Source organism: bacterium (assembly GCA_021108215.1).
GTDB lineage: Bacteria > Oederibacteriota > JAAXVQ01 > JAAXVQ01 > JAUVAV01 > JAIORK01.
In genome coordinates this window covers 62,196-79,924 of the sequence record JAIORK010000050.1, presented here as the reverse complement: position 1 = coordinate 79,924, position 17,729 = coordinate 62,196, and the positions used below count along the sequence as shown (strand labels likewise).

Genomic DNA, 17,729 nt, shown 5'->3' with positions numbered 1-17,729 from the left:
TACATGAAATTAGATATTAAAGATGTTTTAAAGCAAGTCCGGAAAATAGAGATCGTTAATCGAATTTTGGTGAATAGCACCTTGGCGGGCGCTTATCGCTCCAGCTTCAAGGGGCAGGGAATGGAATTCGCAGATGTTCGCGAGTATGTCGAAGGCGATGATGTGCGTAATATTGACTGGAATATTACTGCGCGGCTAAATGTTCCCCACGTTAAGCAGTTTGAAGAAGAACGGGAAATGACGGTGCTTTTATTGATTGATGTTTCCAATTCGACGGATTTTGGAACGATCAATCGAATTAAGCGGCAGATGGCAGTGGAATTTTGCGCCTCCATGGCATTTTCCGCCAGCAAAAATAGTGATCGCGTCGGTTTGGTGCTTTTCAGTGACCGGGTTGAACACTTCATTCCTGCCAACAAGGGAAGTTCGCATGTTATGCGCGTGATTCGGGATATGATTGCGTTTGAACCGCAGTCGAACAAAACCGATGTCAATTGTGCGCTGGAGTTTTTAACCCATCTGGTTAAAAAGAAAAGCACGGTTTTTTTAGTTTCGGATTTTTTTACAGAGATTGATTTTGAGGAAAATCTGCGGCGCGCCAATTTCCGGCATGACGTCAATGCGCTTTTTTTGACCGATAGACGGGAACGTGAAATCCCTAATATGGGTATTGTTGAGCTGGAAGATCCTGAAACCGGGAAGCGGGTTGTTTTTGATACCGGGAGTAAAAAAGCCCGTCGACGTTTCAAAGAATTGGCTCAGACCCATAAGGAATCATTGGAAGCGGTGATGAAACGGTGCATGGTTGATTTTACGGACCTTGATACCGGCCAGTCCTATGTAGATTCGATTGTAAACTTTTTTCAAAGACGACAGGGGAGAAAGTGGTGAAGTGGAATAATATTCATCTAATCTGGGTTGTTCTACCGGTGCTGTTAATTGTTTTCATGGCAATCCGTGACCGTATGAAAAGCAAGGGTATCTTTTTTAGCAAAGCATTTGCTTTAGCGGATTACCGTCCTTCGCTGTCTGTTTATTTAAGATATCTCCCGCTATTCTTAAGAATTTTAGCCATCACCGCATTGGTTGTCGCTGTGCTGCGTCCCCAGGCTCTGAAAGGGGAAAGCGAGGTCAAACTCAAGGGCATTAACATTATGCTGGTCGTTGACCTTTCCGGCTCCATGGTAGCCGAGGATTTAAAACCGGACCGGATTACCGCTGAGAAAAAAGTTTTATCGGATTTTGTGGACAAGATTAAAAATGATAAAGTTGGTGTGGTGGTTTTTGGGGCGAAGAGTTTTACCCAGTCTCCCCTCACCATGGATTATGAGATTTTGAAAACATCGATCAACGAAATTGACCTTAATACAGTCGATGCGGACGGTACTGCGATTGGCGATGGAATTCTCTCGGCAGTCAACCGGTTGTCCGAATTTGACGGCCAGACCAACGTGGTTATTCTGGCGACTGATGGAACCAATAATCGCGGCGAGGAACCTTTGAAAGCAGCGGAGATTGCAGAAGCTAAAAAGATCCGCATATTTACAGTAGGTATTGGTGCCGAAGGCGGCGCGCCGGTTTATACGACGGATCAATTTGGCGTCAAGAGCCAGTTCGTTGTGGATGGAAAACCCATGCGCTGGGATGAACCCAATGATGATGTTTTAGGACAGGTGGCGGAAAAAACCAATGGTGAATATTTTCGCGCTGTTGACGAAAAATCACTTAATGAAATTTATGCCAAAATTGACAAGTTAATCAAAGATGAAAAGAAACGCAAGGACCCGCATTATAAAGAGTTGTTTATGCTGTTTTTGATGATCGCTTTGGGGAGTCTGGTGTTGGAGGCGCTTTTGTCTGCTACCTGGTTGAGGTCGTTTTCATGAGTGAAATAATTTTTATTGAGCCAAAAATGTTGTACTTGCTGGGTGTTGTGCCGGTTTTCTTTTTACTGCGTTGGTGGGAGAGCAAACGTCAAAAGCATGCCATGATTCGTTTTAGCGATGCAGCTATTTTTAAAATGTTGAATCCAACATTGCAAGTTGTAGGTCGAAATGGATTTATTCGAGTTGGGTTGCTGCTCAGTGCAGTTTTTTTAGTAGCGCTTTCGATCGCCCGACCCGGCGGTAATCCTATTTTTATTGAACAAGAACTCACCAAAAAAGGCGTGGATATCATGCTTTTGGTGGACCTTTCTTCATCCATGCGGGCGACTGATCTTACACCTGATCGTATGGAAGCCACCAAGTTGGCCGTTAAATCATTTATTGAACAAATCACCGATGATCGGATCGGGCTGGTGGTTTTTGCCGGATCGGTTTCGCTGCAGTCGCCGCTCACCCAGGATTACCGTACTGCGAAAATGATGGTAGACATTGTCAGCACCAATTTTTTACCTGTGCAGGGAACCGCGATCGGTGATGCCATTAAATTCGCCCTCGATCGTATTGGCAAGGAAAGTCAGAGTAAAGCTGTGATGATTTTATTGACGGATGGCGAGAACACCAAAGGGATGTTGCCGGTGGATGCGATGAAAGCGGCGAAGAAGGCGGGAACCCGGATTTATACCATTGGTGTTGGAACTTCTGAAGGCGCCAAAATTCCTGATGGTGAGGATGAAAGCGGCGTACTTAAGTATAAAATGTACATGGGGCAACCGGTCATTACAAAGCTGGACGAAGCACTCTTGGAACAAATTGCCGAGGAAACCGGCGGAAAATTTTATGCAGCGGCAACCAATGAGAGCTTACTGAAAGCTTACGCTGAAATCGGACGTCTGACCAAGACTGAACATACCGAGAAAAAGAAGAAGGCTGTTTATCAGGAGTGGTATTTGTGGCCGGCACTGCTGGCATTGCTTCTGATTATGCTGGAGATATTTTTTGGTAGAAGAACGACTTGGTTCCCGACCGGGAAGAAGGCGAATTAGGATGATGGCCGGACGTGTACTTATTGTTATCGTATTGGTGGCACTCGCGGGTGGCGGTTCCGGTTGTGCGCAGCGGCAGTTTGTTGAAGGCAATAAGGCCATGAAAGATTATGATTATGAAGAGGCCATCAAGATGTACGATCGTGCATTGCAGGCGGACCCGGATATGTATGAAGCCCACTATAATATGGGAAATGCTTTAATGCGATTACAACGGTATAAACAGGCAGTTACAGCGTATGAAAGTGCGAAAGAAATCGCGCCTCGTGATGCTGATGTTGAACACAATCTCCAGATAGCCAAAAAACGTCAAAAAGACAGTGATTCTTCCGGTGGCGGCGGCGGTGGCGGCGGTGGCGGCGGCGGTGGCGGCGGTGGGGGTAGTAGTAGTAACTCATCAAATCAACAGCAACAGCAGCAGCAACAGCAACAGCAACAGCAACAGCAGCAACAACAGCAGCAGCAGCAGCAGCAACAACAACAGCAGCAGCAGCAGCAACAGCAACAGCAACAGCAACAGCCACCAGAGCAGAAGCCGCAGGACCAACCGCCGCCAGAACAGAAGCCGCAGGACCAACCGCCGCCGGAGCAGAAGCCGCAGGACCAACCGCCGCCAGAGCAGAAGCCGCAGGACCAACCGCCGCCGGAGCAGAAGCCGCAGGATCAACCGCCGCCGCAGCAGCCACCACCGCCGTTGCCGCAGGAAATGCAAGATAAGCTGGACAATGCTGAGCAGCAGGATCGTGACCAGCAACGCCAGAAACAGAAGCGCCAGGATAATAAAAAGCAAGAGTTTGGTGATAGCTGGGGACAGGAAGAAAAAGATTGGTGAGTCAAAAAATTAAAATACTGGGAGTAGATCCTGGATATGGACGCTGCGGCTGGGGTGTTATCACGTTGGCTGGGAATCATTTGGAAGCAAATGATTATGGTGTCATTGAAACATCCGCTAAAATGCGTTTTTCCGAACGCCTGTTGGCTGTTCATCAAGCACTTTGTGACATTTTAAAGAGTCATCAACCGCAGGAGGTTGCGGTTGAACAACTTTTTTTTGCGAAGAATGTTAAAACAGCGATCGATGTCGGGCAAGCGCGCGGTGTTATTGTGCTTACCTGTATTCAGGCGGGTTTGGAAGTGGAAGAATATAAACCCGCGGAAATAAAAATTGCCGTATCCGGATATGGTGCCGCACCCAAACTTCAAATTCAACGCATGGTGAAAATGCTGTTGGGTTTAACAAAGGTTCCCAAACCGGATGATGCGGCGGATGCTTTGGCAATTGCAATATGCCATGCCCATTCGCGTCGTTATTCTCATATTTTAAAGCGCTGATACGATAAAATGCTTTTCAAAAAAGAATAATCCCTGTAATATCCAAAAAGAAAACTGAAAGGTTGAAAGTGATGATCGCATTTGTAAAGGGGATATTAGAGTCCAAAAGCATGACGACCTGTAGTATTGATGTAAATGGTATTGGTTATGAAATAAGTATGCCGGCATCGGATATTTCCCGTTTGCCCAATAGCGGAGATCCTGTGGTGGTGCATACATGGCATGTTCAACGCGAGGACTCGCAGCAGCTTTTTGGTTTTTTACAACCCTCGGACCGCTGGTTGTTTAAAATACTTCTGGGTGTCGCCAAAGTCGGACCTAAATTAGCTTTGGCGGTATTATCCGGATTGACCCAGGCGCAATTGGAAGATATTGTGATGCGGCAGGATGCTGCCATGTTATCCAAAATACCAGGTGTCGGCCTCAAAACAGCAGAACGCCTTGTTTTGGAATTGAAAGATAAGCTGGAAATTTCTCAGGACACAGCTCGGGCAGCACGACCGGCGGACCGGGATGCTTTTGCCGAAGCGCTGGAAGCATTGCTGACACTGGGATATTCCGCTGCACAGGCACGTAACGCCCTGCAAAAGGTTGCAGGACAGGATTTGCCTGCCGTACAGGCAGGGCAGGATCGGGTTGCTGAGTTTGTGAAAAAAGCTTTAAAAACGTTGTAGGTATATGTTGGATTGTCCAGGGAGGCAATGATTTGGAGCCGGAAGCGCAGGAACATTTAAAAACACAGAAAATAACTGATCGGGATTTAATTCAATCCGAGCAGGAAGCAGAGCTTAGCTTAAGGCCTGGAAGTCTCGATCAATTTGTAGGTCAAAAAAAAATAATAAGGGCTTTGCAGATATTTATTCAAGCTGCGCGTGAACGCTTGGAGCCGCTTGATCATGTTTTGTTTTTAGGACCTCCCGGGTTGGGAAAGACAACACTGAGTATGATTATGGCCCATGAAATGGGTGTACATATCAAGGTGACTTCCGGTCCGGCCATTGAACGCCCTGGGGATCTGGCGGCTATTCTTACCAATTTGCAACCCAATGATATTTTGTTTATTGATGAAATTCATCGTCTGAACCGTTCGGTGGAGGAAATATTGTATCCGGCTTTGGAGGATTTTGCCCTGGATATTATTATTGGCAAAGGACCCAGTGCGCGTTCCATTCGTTTGGATTTACCCAAATTCACGCTCATTGGCGCGACCACCCGGGCCGGGCTGATCACCGGGCCGCTGCGGGACCGCTTTGGAGTTTCGCACCGGCTGGATTTTTACCAACCCGAGGAATTGCAGCAAATCATCGAGAGATCAGCATCGGTTTATTCACTCGTCTTGCATAAGGATGGCGCCCTGGAGATTGCGCGTCGTTCGCGAGGGACGCCGCGTATTGCCAACCGGTTGCTAAAAAGAGTCAGGGATTATGCGCAAGTAAAAAACGCCGGCAAGATGGATAAACAGATTGCATCTGAAGCATTGGGGATGATGGAAATTGATGCGAGGGGATTGGATATGATGGACCGCCGGCTGCTGAAGATCATTATTGAACATTATAACGGCGGACCGGTAGGGATTGAAACCATTGCGGTTGCCCTGGGGGAAGAAACCGGGACGCTGGAAGATGTTTATGAACCGTTTTTAATTCAAACCGGGTTTTTACAAAGAACCTCGATGGGGCGCAAGGTAACGTTGGCAGCCTATACACATCTGGGGATAAGCCTGCCGCCAAGAGAACAGGGGAGCTTATTGTGAGTACTGCCCAAGAGCGGTTACCCCGTATTCGTTTGGGCGGTGTGGTGGTACAAAAGGGTAAGTTGCTGGTGGTTAAACATCACCGTGCGGGCAAGGAATATTTTTTACTTCCCGGAGGCGGACTTGAGTGGGGTGAGACCTGTGAGGCTGGTTTGGCGCGTGAATTTATGGAGGAACTCTCTTTGGAAATAAAGGTGGGTTCCTTGCTTTTTATTAATGAATCCATTGCACCACGGGGAAAACGGCATATTTTAAATTTGACGTTTTATGCCCGCTTGCAAGGTGGCCGGCTTCATTTGAATCCCGACCGCAGACTGAAAGGTGTTTGCTGGGTTACACCGGCAGAGCTAAAGCAGTTGACGTTTTATCCCGAAATTCGAGAGCCGATTTTGAGTGCGTGGAAAAAGCGATTCAAACCGGTTATCAAGTTGGTGGACACACCCTGGTTTTAAGTGAGAGGCGGCTTGATGTCTGTTCAATTTTATAATCCGACGCGACTGTTTTTTGGCAATCATTGTGTGACAGCGCAAACCAAGGAATGGACGCGGTTTGGAAAAAAAGCACTGGTGGTAACCGGTAAAACTTCGGCAGCGAAAAACGGTTCCCTGGATGATTTGAAAAAAAGTCTGGCAAAGGCCGATTTAGGTTATGAATTGTTTTGCGGCGTTGAACCGGATCCTTCCTTTGAAACCGTGGAAAACGGTGCGGCCTGTGGACGCGCAGCAGCGGTAAGCGTGGTTGTCGGGGTAGGCGGTGGTTCTGCCATTGATGCGGCCAAGGCCATGGCCGTCCTGATGGCAAATCCCGGTATGGCACCGGAACAATTGTATACGATGGACTATTTGACACCGGCGTTGCCCATTGTGGCAATACCCACTACGGCGGGGACCGGAACCGAAGTAACACCGTATGGCGTGTTGACAGATCAAAGGAAAGGGTCCAAAAGGGCATTTGCCGGCTATTATACATTTCCCCAGCTGGCGTTGGTTGATGCGGTCTATACACTGGATCTCCCGTGGGCCATTACCCTGGATACCGCAATTGATGCGCTCTCGCATCTTTTGGAAGGGTACATTTCAAAAAAAGCCAATGTTTTAACCGATACCCTGGCTGAAAAAGGACTTCAAATTTTTCGCGAATGTATGCTCAATCTGGAGCACGAGGATATCAACCGAGGGGTACGGGAAAAGCTCATGCTGGCATCCACACTGGGGGGGATGGTGATCGCAACCGCCGGAACCGCAACCGTGCATGCCTTGGGATATCCCTTGACGTATCATAAAAAGATACCCCATGGACGGGCCAATGGGTATCTTTTAACCAGCCAGATGAAGCGATGCGCAAGCGTGAGCAGCAAGGCCAACCGGGTTTTGAGTCTTTTGCGCCTGGAACACTGGGGAGCATTTCAGGTTTTTTTGGGAAAAATTTTTCCAAAAAAAATAGTCCTGACCCAAGAAGAACAAAAATGCTATGCTGCCAAGGCAATTCATTCACACAATCATATGAATAATCCCTATACGGTGACAGAGGCGCTGCTTTTTGAAATGCTTTCTGAAAATTTTTCTAAGAAGAAATAAAAATCCACGGGCTTACCCGGCACCCGGCATTCGCCACCGCATACGCGGGGCAAGCTGGGCAAGTTCGCGGGGCAGGCTGTCCATCGTGTTCGCGCTGGCACGATAAATAGCACGGCGGGGTTCCTCACCTATGCTACAATGCCAAGCAATTGATCAACCTGGAGGAAGTGATGAAAGTTAATGGGAAAGCGACGAAGACCATCTGGCTCAATGACCGGAAAAAAGATACGGTATTTATTATTGATCAAACACGTCTACCGCATGCGTTTGTAATTGAGGAATTAAAACAGGTCGATGATTTTGTGCGTGCTATCGGGGAGATGCATGTTCGCGGTGCGATTTTGATTGGTGTGGCAGCGGCGTATGGGATGTATATTGCCACATTGGAAGCGCCGGCCGACCGGTTTGATGCTTTTGTGATGGAATCCGCTGAAAAACTGAAAGCATCACGTCCTACTGCAGTGAATTTGGCCTGGGCGGTTGATTTACAGTTTTCCAAAATAGCCAAAGGCAATGACCTGGGTGAGAAAAAATCGCTTGCGATGAGCAATGCCATTGCCATTGCACTTAAGGAAGAGGACGCATGCCGGAAGATTGGCGGGTATGGTATGGATATTATCAGGAAAATCAGCGAATCCAAGGACGGGAAGCCGGTCAACATTCTTACGCATTGCAATGCCGGTTGGTTGGCATGTGTTGATTATGGAACAGCAACCGCACCGATTTATGCTGCGTTCGATGCCGGCATCCCGGTGCATGTCTGGGTGGATGAGACACGCCCCTGGAACCAAGGTGCGCGTCTCACCGCTTGGGAAATGGGACAGCATCATGTTCCGCACACCGTGATTGTGGACAATGCCGGCGGTCACCTGATGCAGCACGGGATGGTTGACATGGTGATCGTGGGGAGTGACCGCACGACCCGGACAGGTGACGTGGCCAATAAAATCGGGACCTACCTAAAAGCACTGGCTGCCAAAGATAATACGGTTCCTTTTTATGTCGCGCTGCCGTCTTCCACATTTGACTGGACCATGCGCAATGGGTTGCAGGAAATTCCCATTGAAGAACGGGGCGGGGAAGAAGTCAGGAAGATTCAGGGCGTATGCGACGGGGAAATCAAACAGGTATTGTTGACCCCGAAGGGTAGTCCGGTCGCTAATTACGGATTTGATGTGACCCCGGCACATCTTGTGACCGGATTGATTACGGAGCGGGGAGTCTGTGAGGCGGAAGAAAGAAGTATCCTGAGTCTTTATCCCGACCACCGATGAGTTCGATGCCGGAACCCAGAGAAGGTGTTTTAAAATTTAATTGCCACTGGACCAAAACCAGGGCAGATACTGCCTGGCCGTGGAAAGCCATGGATGCCATCCGCAGCCGGTTGCTTGCCAAAGGTTTGGTGGGTGTGGATTCAGCCGGGATCGGGTACGGCAATGTCAGTCTGCGGATTGACAAAACAGATGACTTCATTGTTACCGGAACCCAGACGGGTCATCTGGTATCTATTGCATCCGAACATGTAACCCGGGTGGTTGGATTTGATCTGGAAGAAAACCGGCTTGACTGTCAGGGACCCATCCAGGCTTCCTCTGAGTCCATGACGCATGCATACATTTACCGTCAGTTTCAAAGTATTTCCAACGTGATTCACATACATCATCAAGGGATGTGGGAAAAATACCGGAATGTACTGCCCACCACGTCTTCCCAGGCAACCTATGGAACACCGGAAATGGCACGCGCGATTGCCGCCTTGATAAGTGATCGTAATGTTCTCAAAGGCGGGACGGTTATTATGGGCGGCCATGAAAAAGGACTGCTTTTTTTTGGGACAGGCCATGAAGACGCAATCCGAACAATACTGAAGCATTTTTCTTCCTGGAATTGACCGGAATGTCCCTGAAAAACATTTAAAATCAATTGTTTTTTTAAAAAAAAGTGTTCTATATAAGTCGTTGACAGCCTTGGTTAACTTTGCTAAACTTTTTTTCATTTTACAGAATTTTTTTTTCGTGTTTTGGGGGTTTATGTTCCTCGTGAATTCCTGAAAAGTGTTTGATTAAAAAGGTTTTATCGTGCCAGTGCGAACACGATGGGCTGCGATAGCATCCCAAAGAAATAGTATTTATCAGGTCGGGGCAGCCTGCCCGGTGTACTTGCCCAGCTTGCCCCGCGTATGCGGGGGCGAATGCCGGATGCCGGGTAAGACCGTGGATATTTATCGAAAAACACCCTTTTGGGAAAACAGATAGCGCAAGGATATTAAAGTGGGGTTTTTATGGGTTCTCAATTAGTAATGCAAATAATCATTTTCGCTCCCGGGTTGCTGCTGGCAATTGTCATCCATGAATATTCCCATGGCTGGATGGCCAATCGCCTCGGTGATGCTACTGCCAAAATGATGGGTAGATTGACATTGAATCCCATGCGGCATGTCGATCTTTGGGGAACAGTGTTGCTTCCCTTATTTCTCATTATGATGTCGCGCGGAACCATGGTTTTTGGATATGCCAAACCGGTACCAGTCTCACCGGACAATTTTAAAAATCCCAAACGTGATATGTTGTTGGTTTCTCTGGCCGGTCCGGCAGCAAATATCCTAATGGCAATCGCGATATTACTGGTTGGTTGGCTGGCAAGATACATGGGGTTGATGGAAAATAATGGAATACGCAATGTTTTATATGCAGCATTGAATATTAATATTATCCTGGCGGCTTTCAATTTGATCCCACTGCCGCCATTGGATGGCGCTGAAATTCTCACAACGATTCTGCCGGGTCCGTGGGCATATCAATTTCAGAAAATCGGGAGATATTCTTTTTTGATTTTAATGGCGCTTTTTGCCACGGGTTTATTAGGGGTTATTATGGTTCCGATTTCGTTTTTTATAAAATTGTTATTGGCGCCGTTTGGCAATCCTTTTATTTGAATGATGCGATCGAAGGTGCAGCACAGGCGGTTTAGGGAAAGGATGGACGATGGCTGAGCAGGAAAAAATTATCTTAAGCGGCATGCGGCCCACCGGCCGTCTTCATTTAGGTCATTTGGAAGGCGCCCTGAAAAATTATTTTAAAATGCAGGAGAGTGGCGCGCAGTGTTATTTTATGGTGGCGGATATTCATGCCTTGAGCACAGAATATAAAGGTCCCGGCAACATAGTGCAAAATTCCATGGAATTACTCCTGGATTGGCTGGCAGTGGGTCTTGATCCGGAAAAAACAACCATGTTTGTTCAATCGGAAGTCCGGGAACACTCAGAATTGTACGTTATTTTAGGAATGCTGACACCCTTGGCTTGGGCAGAGCGCTGTCCGACTTATAAAGAGCAGCAGCAGGAATTGCAGGATCGTGATCTTTCTACCCTGGGATTTTTGGGGTATCCGGTTTTACAGGCCGCTGATATTTTACTCTATCGGGCAACCCATGTTCCAGTGGGCCAGGATCAGCTGCCGCATCTGGAAATTACCCGGGAAATCGGTCGGCGATTCAATCATTTATACGGTGAGACCCTGCCGGAACCGCAATCCATGCTAACCGAGAGTCCTAAAGTTCCGGGAACAGACGGTAGAAAGATGAGTAAAAGCTATGGGAATTCAATCCATCTTTCAGACACGACAGAAGTCGTGGAGAAAAAAATTAAACAGATGTATACTGATCCTCAGAAAATCCACGTGAATACACCGGGTAATCCCAAGGGATGCGTTGTTCTGGCTTTATTTAAAATGTATGCGTCCAAAGATGCGGTTTTGATTGAGACGGAATGCCGGGAAGGCAAGCGTGGTTGTATGGTTTGTAAAAAAGCGTTGATGCCTATTTTAGACGGGATACTCTCTCCGATTCGTGAAAAGCGCGCGTTGTATGCTGATGATCGGGAACGGTTGAAAGCCATCCTGGCCCAGGGCGCGCAACGGGCGAGGCAAAGAGCGCAGGAAACCATGCAGGCTGTCCGGAAAGCCATGCAGTGGTCTTCATTGACATCGGGAAGGAGCTGAGCATGACCTACCGTCTGAATTTGGATGTGTTTGACGGGCCGTTTGATCTGCTGTTGTATTTAATTAAAAAAAACGAGATTGATATCTATGATATTCCGATCGCAAAAATTCTGGAAGAATTCATGGAGTACGTTTCTTTGATCAAAGAAATGGATCTTGAAGTGGCAGGTGATTTCATTCTTATGGCCTCAACACTGATGCATATCAAATCGCGCATGCTTTTGCCCAAAGAATCACTGGCATTGGAAGACGGCGAGGAGCTTGATCCGCGCGCCGACTTGATTCGTCGGCTTTTGGAATACAAACGGTACAAAGAGGTTGCCGGTGGTTTGGACCACAATGAGATCGAGCAGCGCCGGGTTTTTTGGCGGCGGGCCGCCCACCCCAGTGATGAGGACCTGGAAAAACACGTCAAGGATGAACCGGCGGTACAATTTAAGGAAGTGAACATGTTTGATCTGTTGACCGCGTTCAAACGCGTGGTTGCCTATGCCACGCCGGAAACATTCAAACAAATTCAGCGTGAGGAGATCAAGACCAGTCAGAAAATCAATGAGATTTTAGATGCGCTGGAAGAAACGGCACGGATTCAGTTTGTGGATTTTATGCGTCGCCAAGGGAGCAAGGTTGCCATGGTGGCCGCCTTTTTGGCATTGCTGGAATTAGCCCGCCTCAAGGCGGTCATTATTGTCCAGGGTGCTTTATTTGATGAAATAGAAATTCATCGTATGGATGAATTTACCAGTACAGCGCGTGAAATCGCGACAAGTGGTACGGAGGAAGACTAAATGGAACAAAAAGAGATTAAAGCGATTATTGAGTGTTTGTTGTTTGTGGGTGACAAACCCATGTCCTTGGGTGTTATGCAGGGACTGCTGGAAGATGTGGACCGCCGAACGGTTCTGGCGTGCCTGGATGAATTGAAGGCTGAATATGATATGCAGGGAAGAGCGTTTCACTTGGTGGAAATCGCGGAAGGCTATCAATTGGCGACCCGTGTACAGTATGCTCCCTGGATTCGAAAAATGTTCAAGACACGCACGAGTAATAAACTCTCGCGCGCGGCTTTGGAAACACTCGCGATTATTGCCTACCGTCAGCCCATCACCAAGGCTGAGATTGAGGATATCCGGGGTGTTTCAGCTGACGGAGTTGTCAATGCGCTGCTGGACAGAAAATTTATACGTATTGTCGGACGTAAGGAAGTTATAGGTCGGCCAATTCTTTATGGCACCACCAAAGAATTTTTGCACTATTTCGGGCTTAAGGACCTCACGGATATGCCCATGCTCAAAGATTTACAGGATATTTTAGAGTCGGATGATGCCGGCCAGGCCTGGGAAATGAATCAACAGGGAGAATTAATTGCCAAAGTCAAAGTTGGCGAAGAAGGCGAAGCGGACGAGGAGCAGACCATGGCTGCGGAGTCTGAACAGCAACCGGAAGTATCCCAGTCAGATGTGGGAGCATCTGCGGAAGAAAATGAAATCGTTGCCGATGACAGCGGTAATGGCAAGCCGGATATAGAGTTAGATCCATCTAAAGAGAATGACGAAGCTGATGAAGATGAAACGGATGAAGACGAAGCTGATGAAGATGAAACGGATGAAGATGAAACGGATGAAGATGAAACGGATGAAGATGAAGCTGATGAAGATGACAACGTCAATTTATCAGAGCTGGAAGAAGAACCACATCCGGAAGACGGCAATGGGCACAATGATGATCACGCGCATGCTGAGGAAATCGTGACTGCCGAGATACAGGCTGGGGAATTGGAACAAGAAAAAAAAACATCCGGTCAACAAAGTGAAATGGAAAAAGATGATCCTGCAGGAGAGTAATGATGGAAACCCATGAGACGTCCGATGCTCAGGTGCGCATTAACCGGTTTTTAGCAGATGCCGGCGTGTGTTCCAGACGTGATGCGGACGAAGTGATATCAGCAGGCCGGGTAACGGTCAATGGAGAAACAGTTAAGGATTCTTTTGTCAGAATTAACGTTGAAAAAGATGCCGTAAAAGTTTCCGGCAAGCGCATTTTCCCGCAGCGTCTGGTTTATATTTTGATGAATAAACCTGAAGGTGTTATTTCGACGGTGGAAGATCCGGAAAAGCGGACCACGGTGGTGGACTTGCTCAAAGGTGTTAAGTACCGGGTTTATCCGGTCGGGAGACTGGATTTTAATACATCAGGTGCTCTCATGTTGACCAATGACGGGGATCTGGCGCAAAAGCTTATGCATCCCCGCTATGGATTTTCCAAAACATATCATGCGACCGTAAAAGGTGTTCCCACCCCAACTGCAATTCAAAGGCTTGCCGCCGGTGTGCGTATCCCGGCCTGGTCGGGTCGTTATGAGAAAACCCTGCCTGCCAAAGCACGGCTGGTCAGGAAGGTAGGCAAGAATGCGGTGGTGGAATTAGTGCTGCGCGAGGGCCGGCAGCATCAGGTGAAGAAAATGTGCGCGGCCATCGGGCATCCGGTTGACCGGCTCGTAAGAATTAAATTTGGATTTTTAACCTCTGCCGGGCTGTTGGCCGGGCGATGGCGCTATTTATCAGATGCGGAGGTTGGCAGGATTCGTCAGTTTAGGCCGGAGAAAAGCAGTTCTTTGTCCCGGCCGGTTCGGAAGACAAGTGGGCGACCGGTCGGTCGCACAAAAAAACACACACGTAGCAAGAGGTAGACTATGGATTTTTCCGCAGGATTGGCGCTGGCCAAAGGGGACTACTTTATTTGGTTTTTAGTTTTGGTTATCATGACGATCGGCATCTGCTGGCAGCATTCCCAGCGAGTATTGCAGGATATTGTTTGTGAAGAACAGTCAAAGAAAACAGAAACAGACTCGGAGATCTAGGTATGGCGGGCTGGATTGAAACACCCTATCAAAAATTCCGAAAATTGTCTCCTGCGGTCCGCTTTTTTATTCAAGGTGGGGCGGTTCTTTTTTTTGTTTTATTTATTCCGCCGGGGGACCGGCTTTTAGCACCACTGGTCATGTTGTTTTTTTGGACGATGCTGAGTGCGGAGAACCGGACCGTGACCGTCTCGTCCATTGTTGTCGCGTTGGGAACCGGGATGATCTTCCTTATTCCCGCTGCCATGGTGATTGAGGTTCCTTTAATTTTAATTCTGGGTAAGGACTCGATTTTAGCATCAGCGTTGAGCGCGACGCTTGAAGCGGCCTTGATAACATCCCTGTTGGTCGGGCTCTGTTTGTGGCCTAAAAGCCGTTTGCGCTACACCGGGAGTATCATGGATTTTTCCATTCTCGGACTTGGTTTGGGTGTGGGGCTGGAAATTGGAATTAGCGTGATCCATCCCGGGGCGGGCAGCTTTCAAGGAATCAGCTTGGGGATTTTTCCCCAATTGCCGGGAATGATCGGCCATACACAGCTCGCGGTGGCATGTTCCAGTCCGGCTGTTTGGGGGTTGCTTTTTGGAACCATCATTGGCATTGTCCGTTTTCTTATTGGACCCGATTTGAACGGCTATTGGGCCCGGGGGATTGTCATCAGCCTGGGTATTTTCTTTTTAGGTTGGATATTTTTTGAACGGCTTGCTTATAATGACGGGACGCCTATCGGCTGGTTGGGTAAGTTTTTTTGGTTTGATCTTAAAGGACGCCTCTTAGCCTATTTGACCGGGTTGACGGCCATGGTAACGATTTTGGTGGAATGGCTGCTTTTGCAGGAGCGTCCGCAGGCGGCTGAATTGAAAAATGGTTTAAAAGCTTATGAAACCGCCTGGAGCGAAGGGAACAAAGAGACACTGTATAGCCGGATGATGCACGTTATCGTTCTGTATGAAAAACGCTGTCTTATTCGGGAAATTATTATGGCCGAAGAAATCAAACCGGTTTTGTGCCGCGAAGATCACGAGCACTTACAAAATAGGATACGGCAAGTTGAAGCAATGCTTACTATCAGGGGGGGCTAAGTCAAGTGAAACTTGAAAAAGTTCGGCGTGGAATAGATCATATAGATCAACAAATTGTTAAATTACTCAATGACCGTGCCGGACTGGCAGTGGAAATATCCCATCAAAAAAGGCGGACCAATAAACCCGTTTTTGCGCCTGATCGCGAAAGCCAGCTCTTGCAGCGATTAAAGGCATTGGCAAAAAATGGTCCGTTGCCGCCTCAGGCCATTCAGGCGATTTATCGTGAAATTATTTCAGCATCCATTGCATTGCAGGGCAGCCAAAAAATTGCGTTTTTTGGTCCGGCCGGAACGTTTACTCATGAAGCAGCTAAAAAACAATTCGGTTCTTCTGCAGATTATTTGGCAGTGAAAAGTATTGCAGATGTTTTTCGCGAGGTGGAACGCGGCCGGGCCGACTATGGTGTGGCGCCAATTGAAAATTCCACCGAGGGTGTTGTTAATCATACGCTGGATATGTTTGTCAACAGCACGGTTAAGATATGCGCGGAAGTTTCCTTGCGTGTGGTTCACAACCTGCTTTCGATGGAGACGGTACGCTCGGAAATTAAAAAAATCTTTATTCATCCTCAGACATTGGGACAATGCCGGCTATGGTTGGACGGTAATATGCCGGAGGTTGAAATTGTGGAAGTCTCTTCCAATGCCAAGGCTGCTCAGATGGCGGTCAAGACCAAGGCCTCGGCTGCCATTGCCTCGAAATTGGCGGCAAACCTCTATAATTTGCGGATATTGGAAAAAAGTATTGAGGACAATCCGGAAAACCAGACCCGTTTTTTGGTGCTGGGCCGCCAGATTACAGGTGCGACGCGCAAAGATAAAACTTCGCTTATGTTGGCGATCAAAGACAGTGTCGGTGCATTGCATCGTATCTTGAGGCCCTTTGCACACAATAAAATTAATTTAACCAATATCGAATCGCGTCCTGCCCGGACCGGTGTTTGGAGTTATCTTTTTTTTATTGATTGCCAGGGACATGTCAGCGATGCACCCATGAAAAAAACGCTGGCAGCCCTAAAACCGCTTACATCGGAATTACGCGTTTTGGGATCCTATCCCAGGAGTGCGGATTGATGGGGATCAACCGGCTCACGTCCCGTACGCAGATTGAAGGCATGCAGCCATATCAACCGGGAAAACCGATTGAAGAGGTGGAACGCGAGCTGGGAATTACAGCGGTCATCAAATTGGCGAGCAATGAAAATACCCTGGGGCCGTCAGTGCGCGTGAAAAATGCCGTGAAAAATGCGGTCGATAAAATGCAGCTTTATCCGGATGGCGCCTGTTTCTATTTACGTCAGGCGTTGGCCAAACAACTCAAATGCCGGCCGGATACTCTGATGATTGGCAACGGTTCGAATGAATTGTTGGTACTGCTTGGTCTGGCTTATTTAAATCCGGGGGATGAAGTGTTAACGTCCCAAATGAGTTTTGTGGTATACAAAACGGTAGCGCAAATCATGGGGGCGGAATTTATCGCGGTGCCGATGCGGGATTTTGCTTATGATTTGGAAGCCATGGCAAAAAAGTTTACTCCGAAAACCAAAATGATTTTTATTGCCAATCCCAATAATCCAACCGGAACCCTGGTGGATGCAAAAGTGCTGAGGAATTTTATCAATCGTATTCCCGGCAGTTGTTTGATTGTGTTGGATGAAGCTTATTTTGAATATGTTGACCCGCAGTGGGCAGTCAATACAATCGACTGGGTCCGGGAACGAAAAAACCTGGTGGTCTTGCGGACGTTTTCCAAGGCCTATGGATTGGCCGGGTTGCGTATTGGTTATGGCGTGGCGGCACCTGAGGTGACGCAAACAATTGAACGCGTTCGTGATCCGTTCAATGTCAATAGTCTGGCCCAAGTTGCGGCGATTGCAGCTTTGGGAGATCAGGCCTATATGAAAAAATGTGTTGCTTTGGCCAAAAGTGAACGGAAGCGGGTTGCCAAAGAGCTCCGTCAAATGGGGTTCAAGGTTGTTGCCGGTCAGACCAATTTTTTATTTACGAAGTTGAATCCAACAGACAGCAAGGATTTGGTGGATACGCTTATGCAGCGCGGTATTATTGTCCGGCCTTTTCCGGAAGGGTATGCCCGCATCACGCTGGGGAAAGTGGCGGAGAATAATAAAATGTTAAGGGCATTAAAAAAGAGTGTGGGATGATTGCAGTGGCTTGGTAAAGCACATAAGTAGTGTT

At 47.8% G+C, this 17,729-nt stretch carries 20 protein-coding genes; all 20 read left to right on the top strand.

Annotated features, from left to right (window positions below):
* Window positions 1-3 precede the first annotated feature (3 nt).
* Complete coding sequence (locus tag K8S19_12325) at window positions 4-891, top strand: DUF58 domain-containing protein (protein ID MCD4814461.1); 888 nt, start codon at window positions 4-6, stop codon at window positions 889-891.
* Window positions 888-1,886 (top strand): VWA domain-containing protein, encoded by a 999-nt coding sequence (locus K8S19_12320; GenBank protein MCD4814460.1) that lies wholly within the window; start codon window positions 888-890, stop codon window positions 1,884-1,886. Before K8S19_12325 ends, K8S19_12320 begins: the two co-directional genes overlap by 4 nt.
* Window positions 1,883-2,929 carry a VWA domain-containing protein gene (locus K8S19_12315; protein ID MCD4814459.1) on the top strand — a complete coding sequence of 349 codons (1,047 nt, stop codon included), beginning with the start codon at window positions 1,883-1,885 and terminating at the stop codon, window positions 2,927-2,929. The genes K8S19_12320 and K8S19_12315 overlap by 4 nt, the downstream gene beginning before the upstream one ends.
* 1 nt (window position 2,930) lies before the next feature.
* The gene (locus K8S19_12310) at window positions 2,931-3,761 is read left to right on the top strand and encodes a tetratricopeptide repeat protein (protein MCD4814458.1); all 831 of its coding nucleotides are present in this window, start codon (window positions 2,931-2,933) and stop codon (window positions 3,759-3,761) included.
* An 8-nt stretch (window positions 3,762-3,769) separates the two neighbouring features.
* Window positions 3,770-4,261 carry a crossover junction endodeoxyribonuclease RuvC gene (gene ruvC, locus K8S19_12305; protein MCD4814457.1) on the top strand — a complete coding sequence of 164 codons (492 nt, stop codon included), beginning with the start codon at window positions 3,770-3,772 and terminating at the stop codon, window positions 4,259-4,261.
* A 71-nt stretch (window positions 4,262-4,332) separates the two neighbouring features.
* Window positions 4,333-4,935 carry a Holliday junction branch migration protein RuvA gene (ruvA, locus tag K8S19_12300; protein MCD4814456.1) on the top strand — a complete coding sequence of 201 codons (603 nt, stop codon included), beginning with the start codon at window positions 4,333-4,335 and terminating at the stop codon, window positions 4,933-4,935.
* Window positions 4,936-4,967: 32 nt separating this feature from the next.
* On the top strand, window positions 4,968-6,014 hold the full coding sequence (gene ruvB / locus K8S19_12295; protein MCD4814455.1) for a Holliday junction branch migration DNA helicase RuvB: 1,047 nt from the start codon (window positions 4,968-4,970) through the stop codon (window positions 6,012-6,014).
* Window positions 6,011-6,466 carry an NUDIX domain-containing protein gene (locus tag K8S19_12290; GenBank protein MCD4814454.1) on the top strand — a complete coding sequence of 152 codons (456 nt, stop codon included), beginning with the start codon at window positions 6,011-6,013 and terminating at the stop codon, window positions 6,464-6,466. Before ruvB ends, K8S19_12290 begins: the two co-directional genes overlap by 4 nt.
* Before the next feature lie 15 nt (window positions 6,467-6,481).
* Window positions 6,482-7,591 carry an iron-containing alcohol dehydrogenase gene (locus K8S19_12285; protein ID MCD4814453.1) on the top strand — a complete coding sequence of 370 codons (1,110 nt, stop codon included), beginning with the start codon at window positions 6,482-6,484 and terminating at the stop codon, window positions 7,589-7,591.
* A 170-nt stretch (window positions 7,592-7,761) separates the two neighbouring features.
* The gene (gene mtnA, locus K8S19_12280) at window positions 7,762-8,865 is read left to right on the top strand and encodes an S-methyl-5-thioribose-1-phosphate isomerase (protein MCD4814452.1); all 1,104 of its coding nucleotides are present in this window, start codon (window positions 7,762-7,764) and stop codon (window positions 8,863-8,865) included.
* 5 nt (window positions 8,866-8,870) lie between these two features.
* Window positions 8,871-9,482, top strand: a complete 612-nt coding sequence (locus K8S19_12275; GenBank protein ID MCD4814451.1) for a class II aldolase/adducin family protein — start codon at window positions 8,871-8,873, stop codon at window positions 9,480-9,482.
* Between the two features lie 390 nt (window positions 9,483-9,872).
* Window positions 9,873-10,526, top strand: coding sequence for a site-2 protease family protein (locus tag K8S19_12270; protein MCD4814450.1), 654 nt, complete (start codon window positions 9,873-9,875; stop codon window positions 10,524-10,526).
* A 49-nt stretch (window positions 10,527-10,575) separates the two neighbouring features.
* A complete protein-coding gene (gene trpS, locus K8S19_12265; protein MCD4814449.1) occupies window positions 10,576-11,589 on the top strand; it encodes a tryptophan--tRNA ligase in 1,014 nt (337 codons plus the stop codon).
* Window positions 11,590-11,591: 2 nt separating this feature from the next.
* Complete coding sequence (locus K8S19_12260) at window positions 11,592-12,377, top strand: segregation/condensation protein A (protein MCD4814448.1); 786 nt, start codon at window positions 11,592-11,594, stop codon at window positions 12,375-12,377.
* Window positions 12,378-13,433 carry an SMC-Scp complex subunit ScpB gene (gene scpB, locus K8S19_12255; GenBank protein MCD4814447.1) on the top strand — a complete coding sequence of 352 codons (1,056 nt, stop codon included), beginning with the start codon at window positions 12,378-12,380 and terminating at the stop codon, window positions 13,431-13,433.
* Between the two features lie 2 nt (window positions 13,434-13,435).
* The gene (locus tag K8S19_12250; GenBank protein ID MCD4814446.1) at window positions 13,436-14,278 is read left to right on the top strand and encodes an rRNA pseudouridine synthase; all 843 of its coding nucleotides are present in this window, start codon (window positions 13,436-13,438) and stop codon (window positions 14,276-14,278) included.
* A 3-nt stretch (window positions 14,279-14,281) separates the two neighbouring features.
* Complete coding sequence (locus K8S19_12245; GenBank protein MCD4814445.1) at window positions 14,282-14,449, top strand: hypothetical protein; 168 nt, start codon at window positions 14,282-14,284, stop codon at window positions 14,447-14,449.
* A 2-nt stretch (window positions 14,450-14,451) separates the two neighbouring features.
* Window positions 14,452-15,531 carry a hypothetical protein gene (locus tag K8S19_12240; protein ID MCD4814444.1) on the top strand — a complete coding sequence of 360 codons (1,080 nt, stop codon included), beginning with the start codon at window positions 14,452-14,454 and terminating at the stop codon, window positions 15,529-15,531.
* A gap of 5 nt (window positions 15,532-15,536) precedes the next feature.
* The gene (gene pheA, locus K8S19_12235; GenBank protein ID MCD4814443.1) at window positions 15,537-16,607 is read left to right on the top strand and encodes a prephenate dehydratase; all 1,071 of its coding nucleotides are present in this window, start codon (window positions 15,537-15,539) and stop codon (window positions 16,605-16,607) included.
* On the top strand, window positions 16,607-17,695 hold the full coding sequence (gene hisC / locus K8S19_12230; protein MCD4814442.1) for a histidinol-phosphate transaminase: 1,089 nt from the start codon (window positions 16,607-16,609) through the stop codon (window positions 17,693-17,695). The genes pheA and hisC overlap by 1 nt, the downstream gene beginning before the upstream one ends.
* The last annotated feature ends 34 nt before the right edge of the window (window positions 17,696-17,729 follow it).

Coding starts and splice junctions, on each gene's coding strand:
- K8S19_12245 (MCD4814445.1), top strand. CDS start 14,282: ATGGATTTTTCCGCAGGATTGGCGCTGGCCAAAGGGGACTACTTTATT.
- K8S19_12315 (MCD4814459.1), top strand. CDS start 1,883: ATGAGTGAAATAATTTTTATTGAGCCAAAAATGTTGTACTTGCTGGGT.
- K8S19_12325 (MCD4814461.1), top strand. CDS start 4: ATGAAATTAGATATTAAAGATGTTTTAAAGCAAGTCCGGAAAATAGAG.
- K8S19_12285 (MCD4814453.1), top strand. CDS start 6,482: ATGTCTGTTCAATTTTATAATCCGACGCGACTGTTTTTTGGCAATCAT.
- K8S19_12270 (MCD4814450.1), top strand. CDS start 9,873: ATGGGTTCTCAATTAGTAATGCAAATAATCATTTTCGCTCCCGGGTTG.
- ruvA (MCD4814456.1), top strand. CDS start 4,333: ATGATCGCATTTGTAAAGGGGATATTAGAGTCCAAAAGCATGACGACC.
- K8S19_12260 (MCD4814448.1), top strand. CDS start 11,592: ATGACCTACCGTCTGAATTTGGATGTGTTTGACGGGCCGTTTGATCTG.
- hisC (MCD4814442.1), top strand. CDS start 16,607: ATGGGGATCAACCGGCTCACGTCCCGTACGCAGATTGAAGGCATGCAG.
- K8S19_12275 (MCD4814451.1), top strand. CDS start 8,871: ATGCCGGAACCCAGAGAAGGTGTTTTAAAATTTAATTGCCACTGGACC.
- K8S19_12250 (MCD4814446.1), top strand. CDS start 13,436: ATGGAAACCCATGAGACGTCCGATGCTCAGGTGCGCATTAACCGGTTT.
- mtnA (MCD4814452.1), top strand. CDS start 7,762: ATGAAAGTTAATGGGAAAGCGACGAAGACCATCTGGCTCAATGACCGG.
- K8S19_12240 (MCD4814444.1), top strand. CDS start 14,452: ATGGCGGGCTGGATTGAAACACCCTATCAAAAATTCCGAAAATTGTCT.
- K8S19_12310 (MCD4814458.1), top strand. CDS start 2,931: ATGATGGCCGGACGTGTACTTATTGTTATCGTATTGGTGGCACTCGCG.
- scpB (MCD4814447.1), top strand. CDS start 12,378: ATGGAACAAAAAGAGATTAAAGCGATTATTGAGTGTTTGTTGTTTGTG.
- trpS (MCD4814449.1), top strand. CDS start 10,576: ATGGCTGAGCAGGAAAAAATTATCTTAAGCGGCATGCGGCCCACCGGC.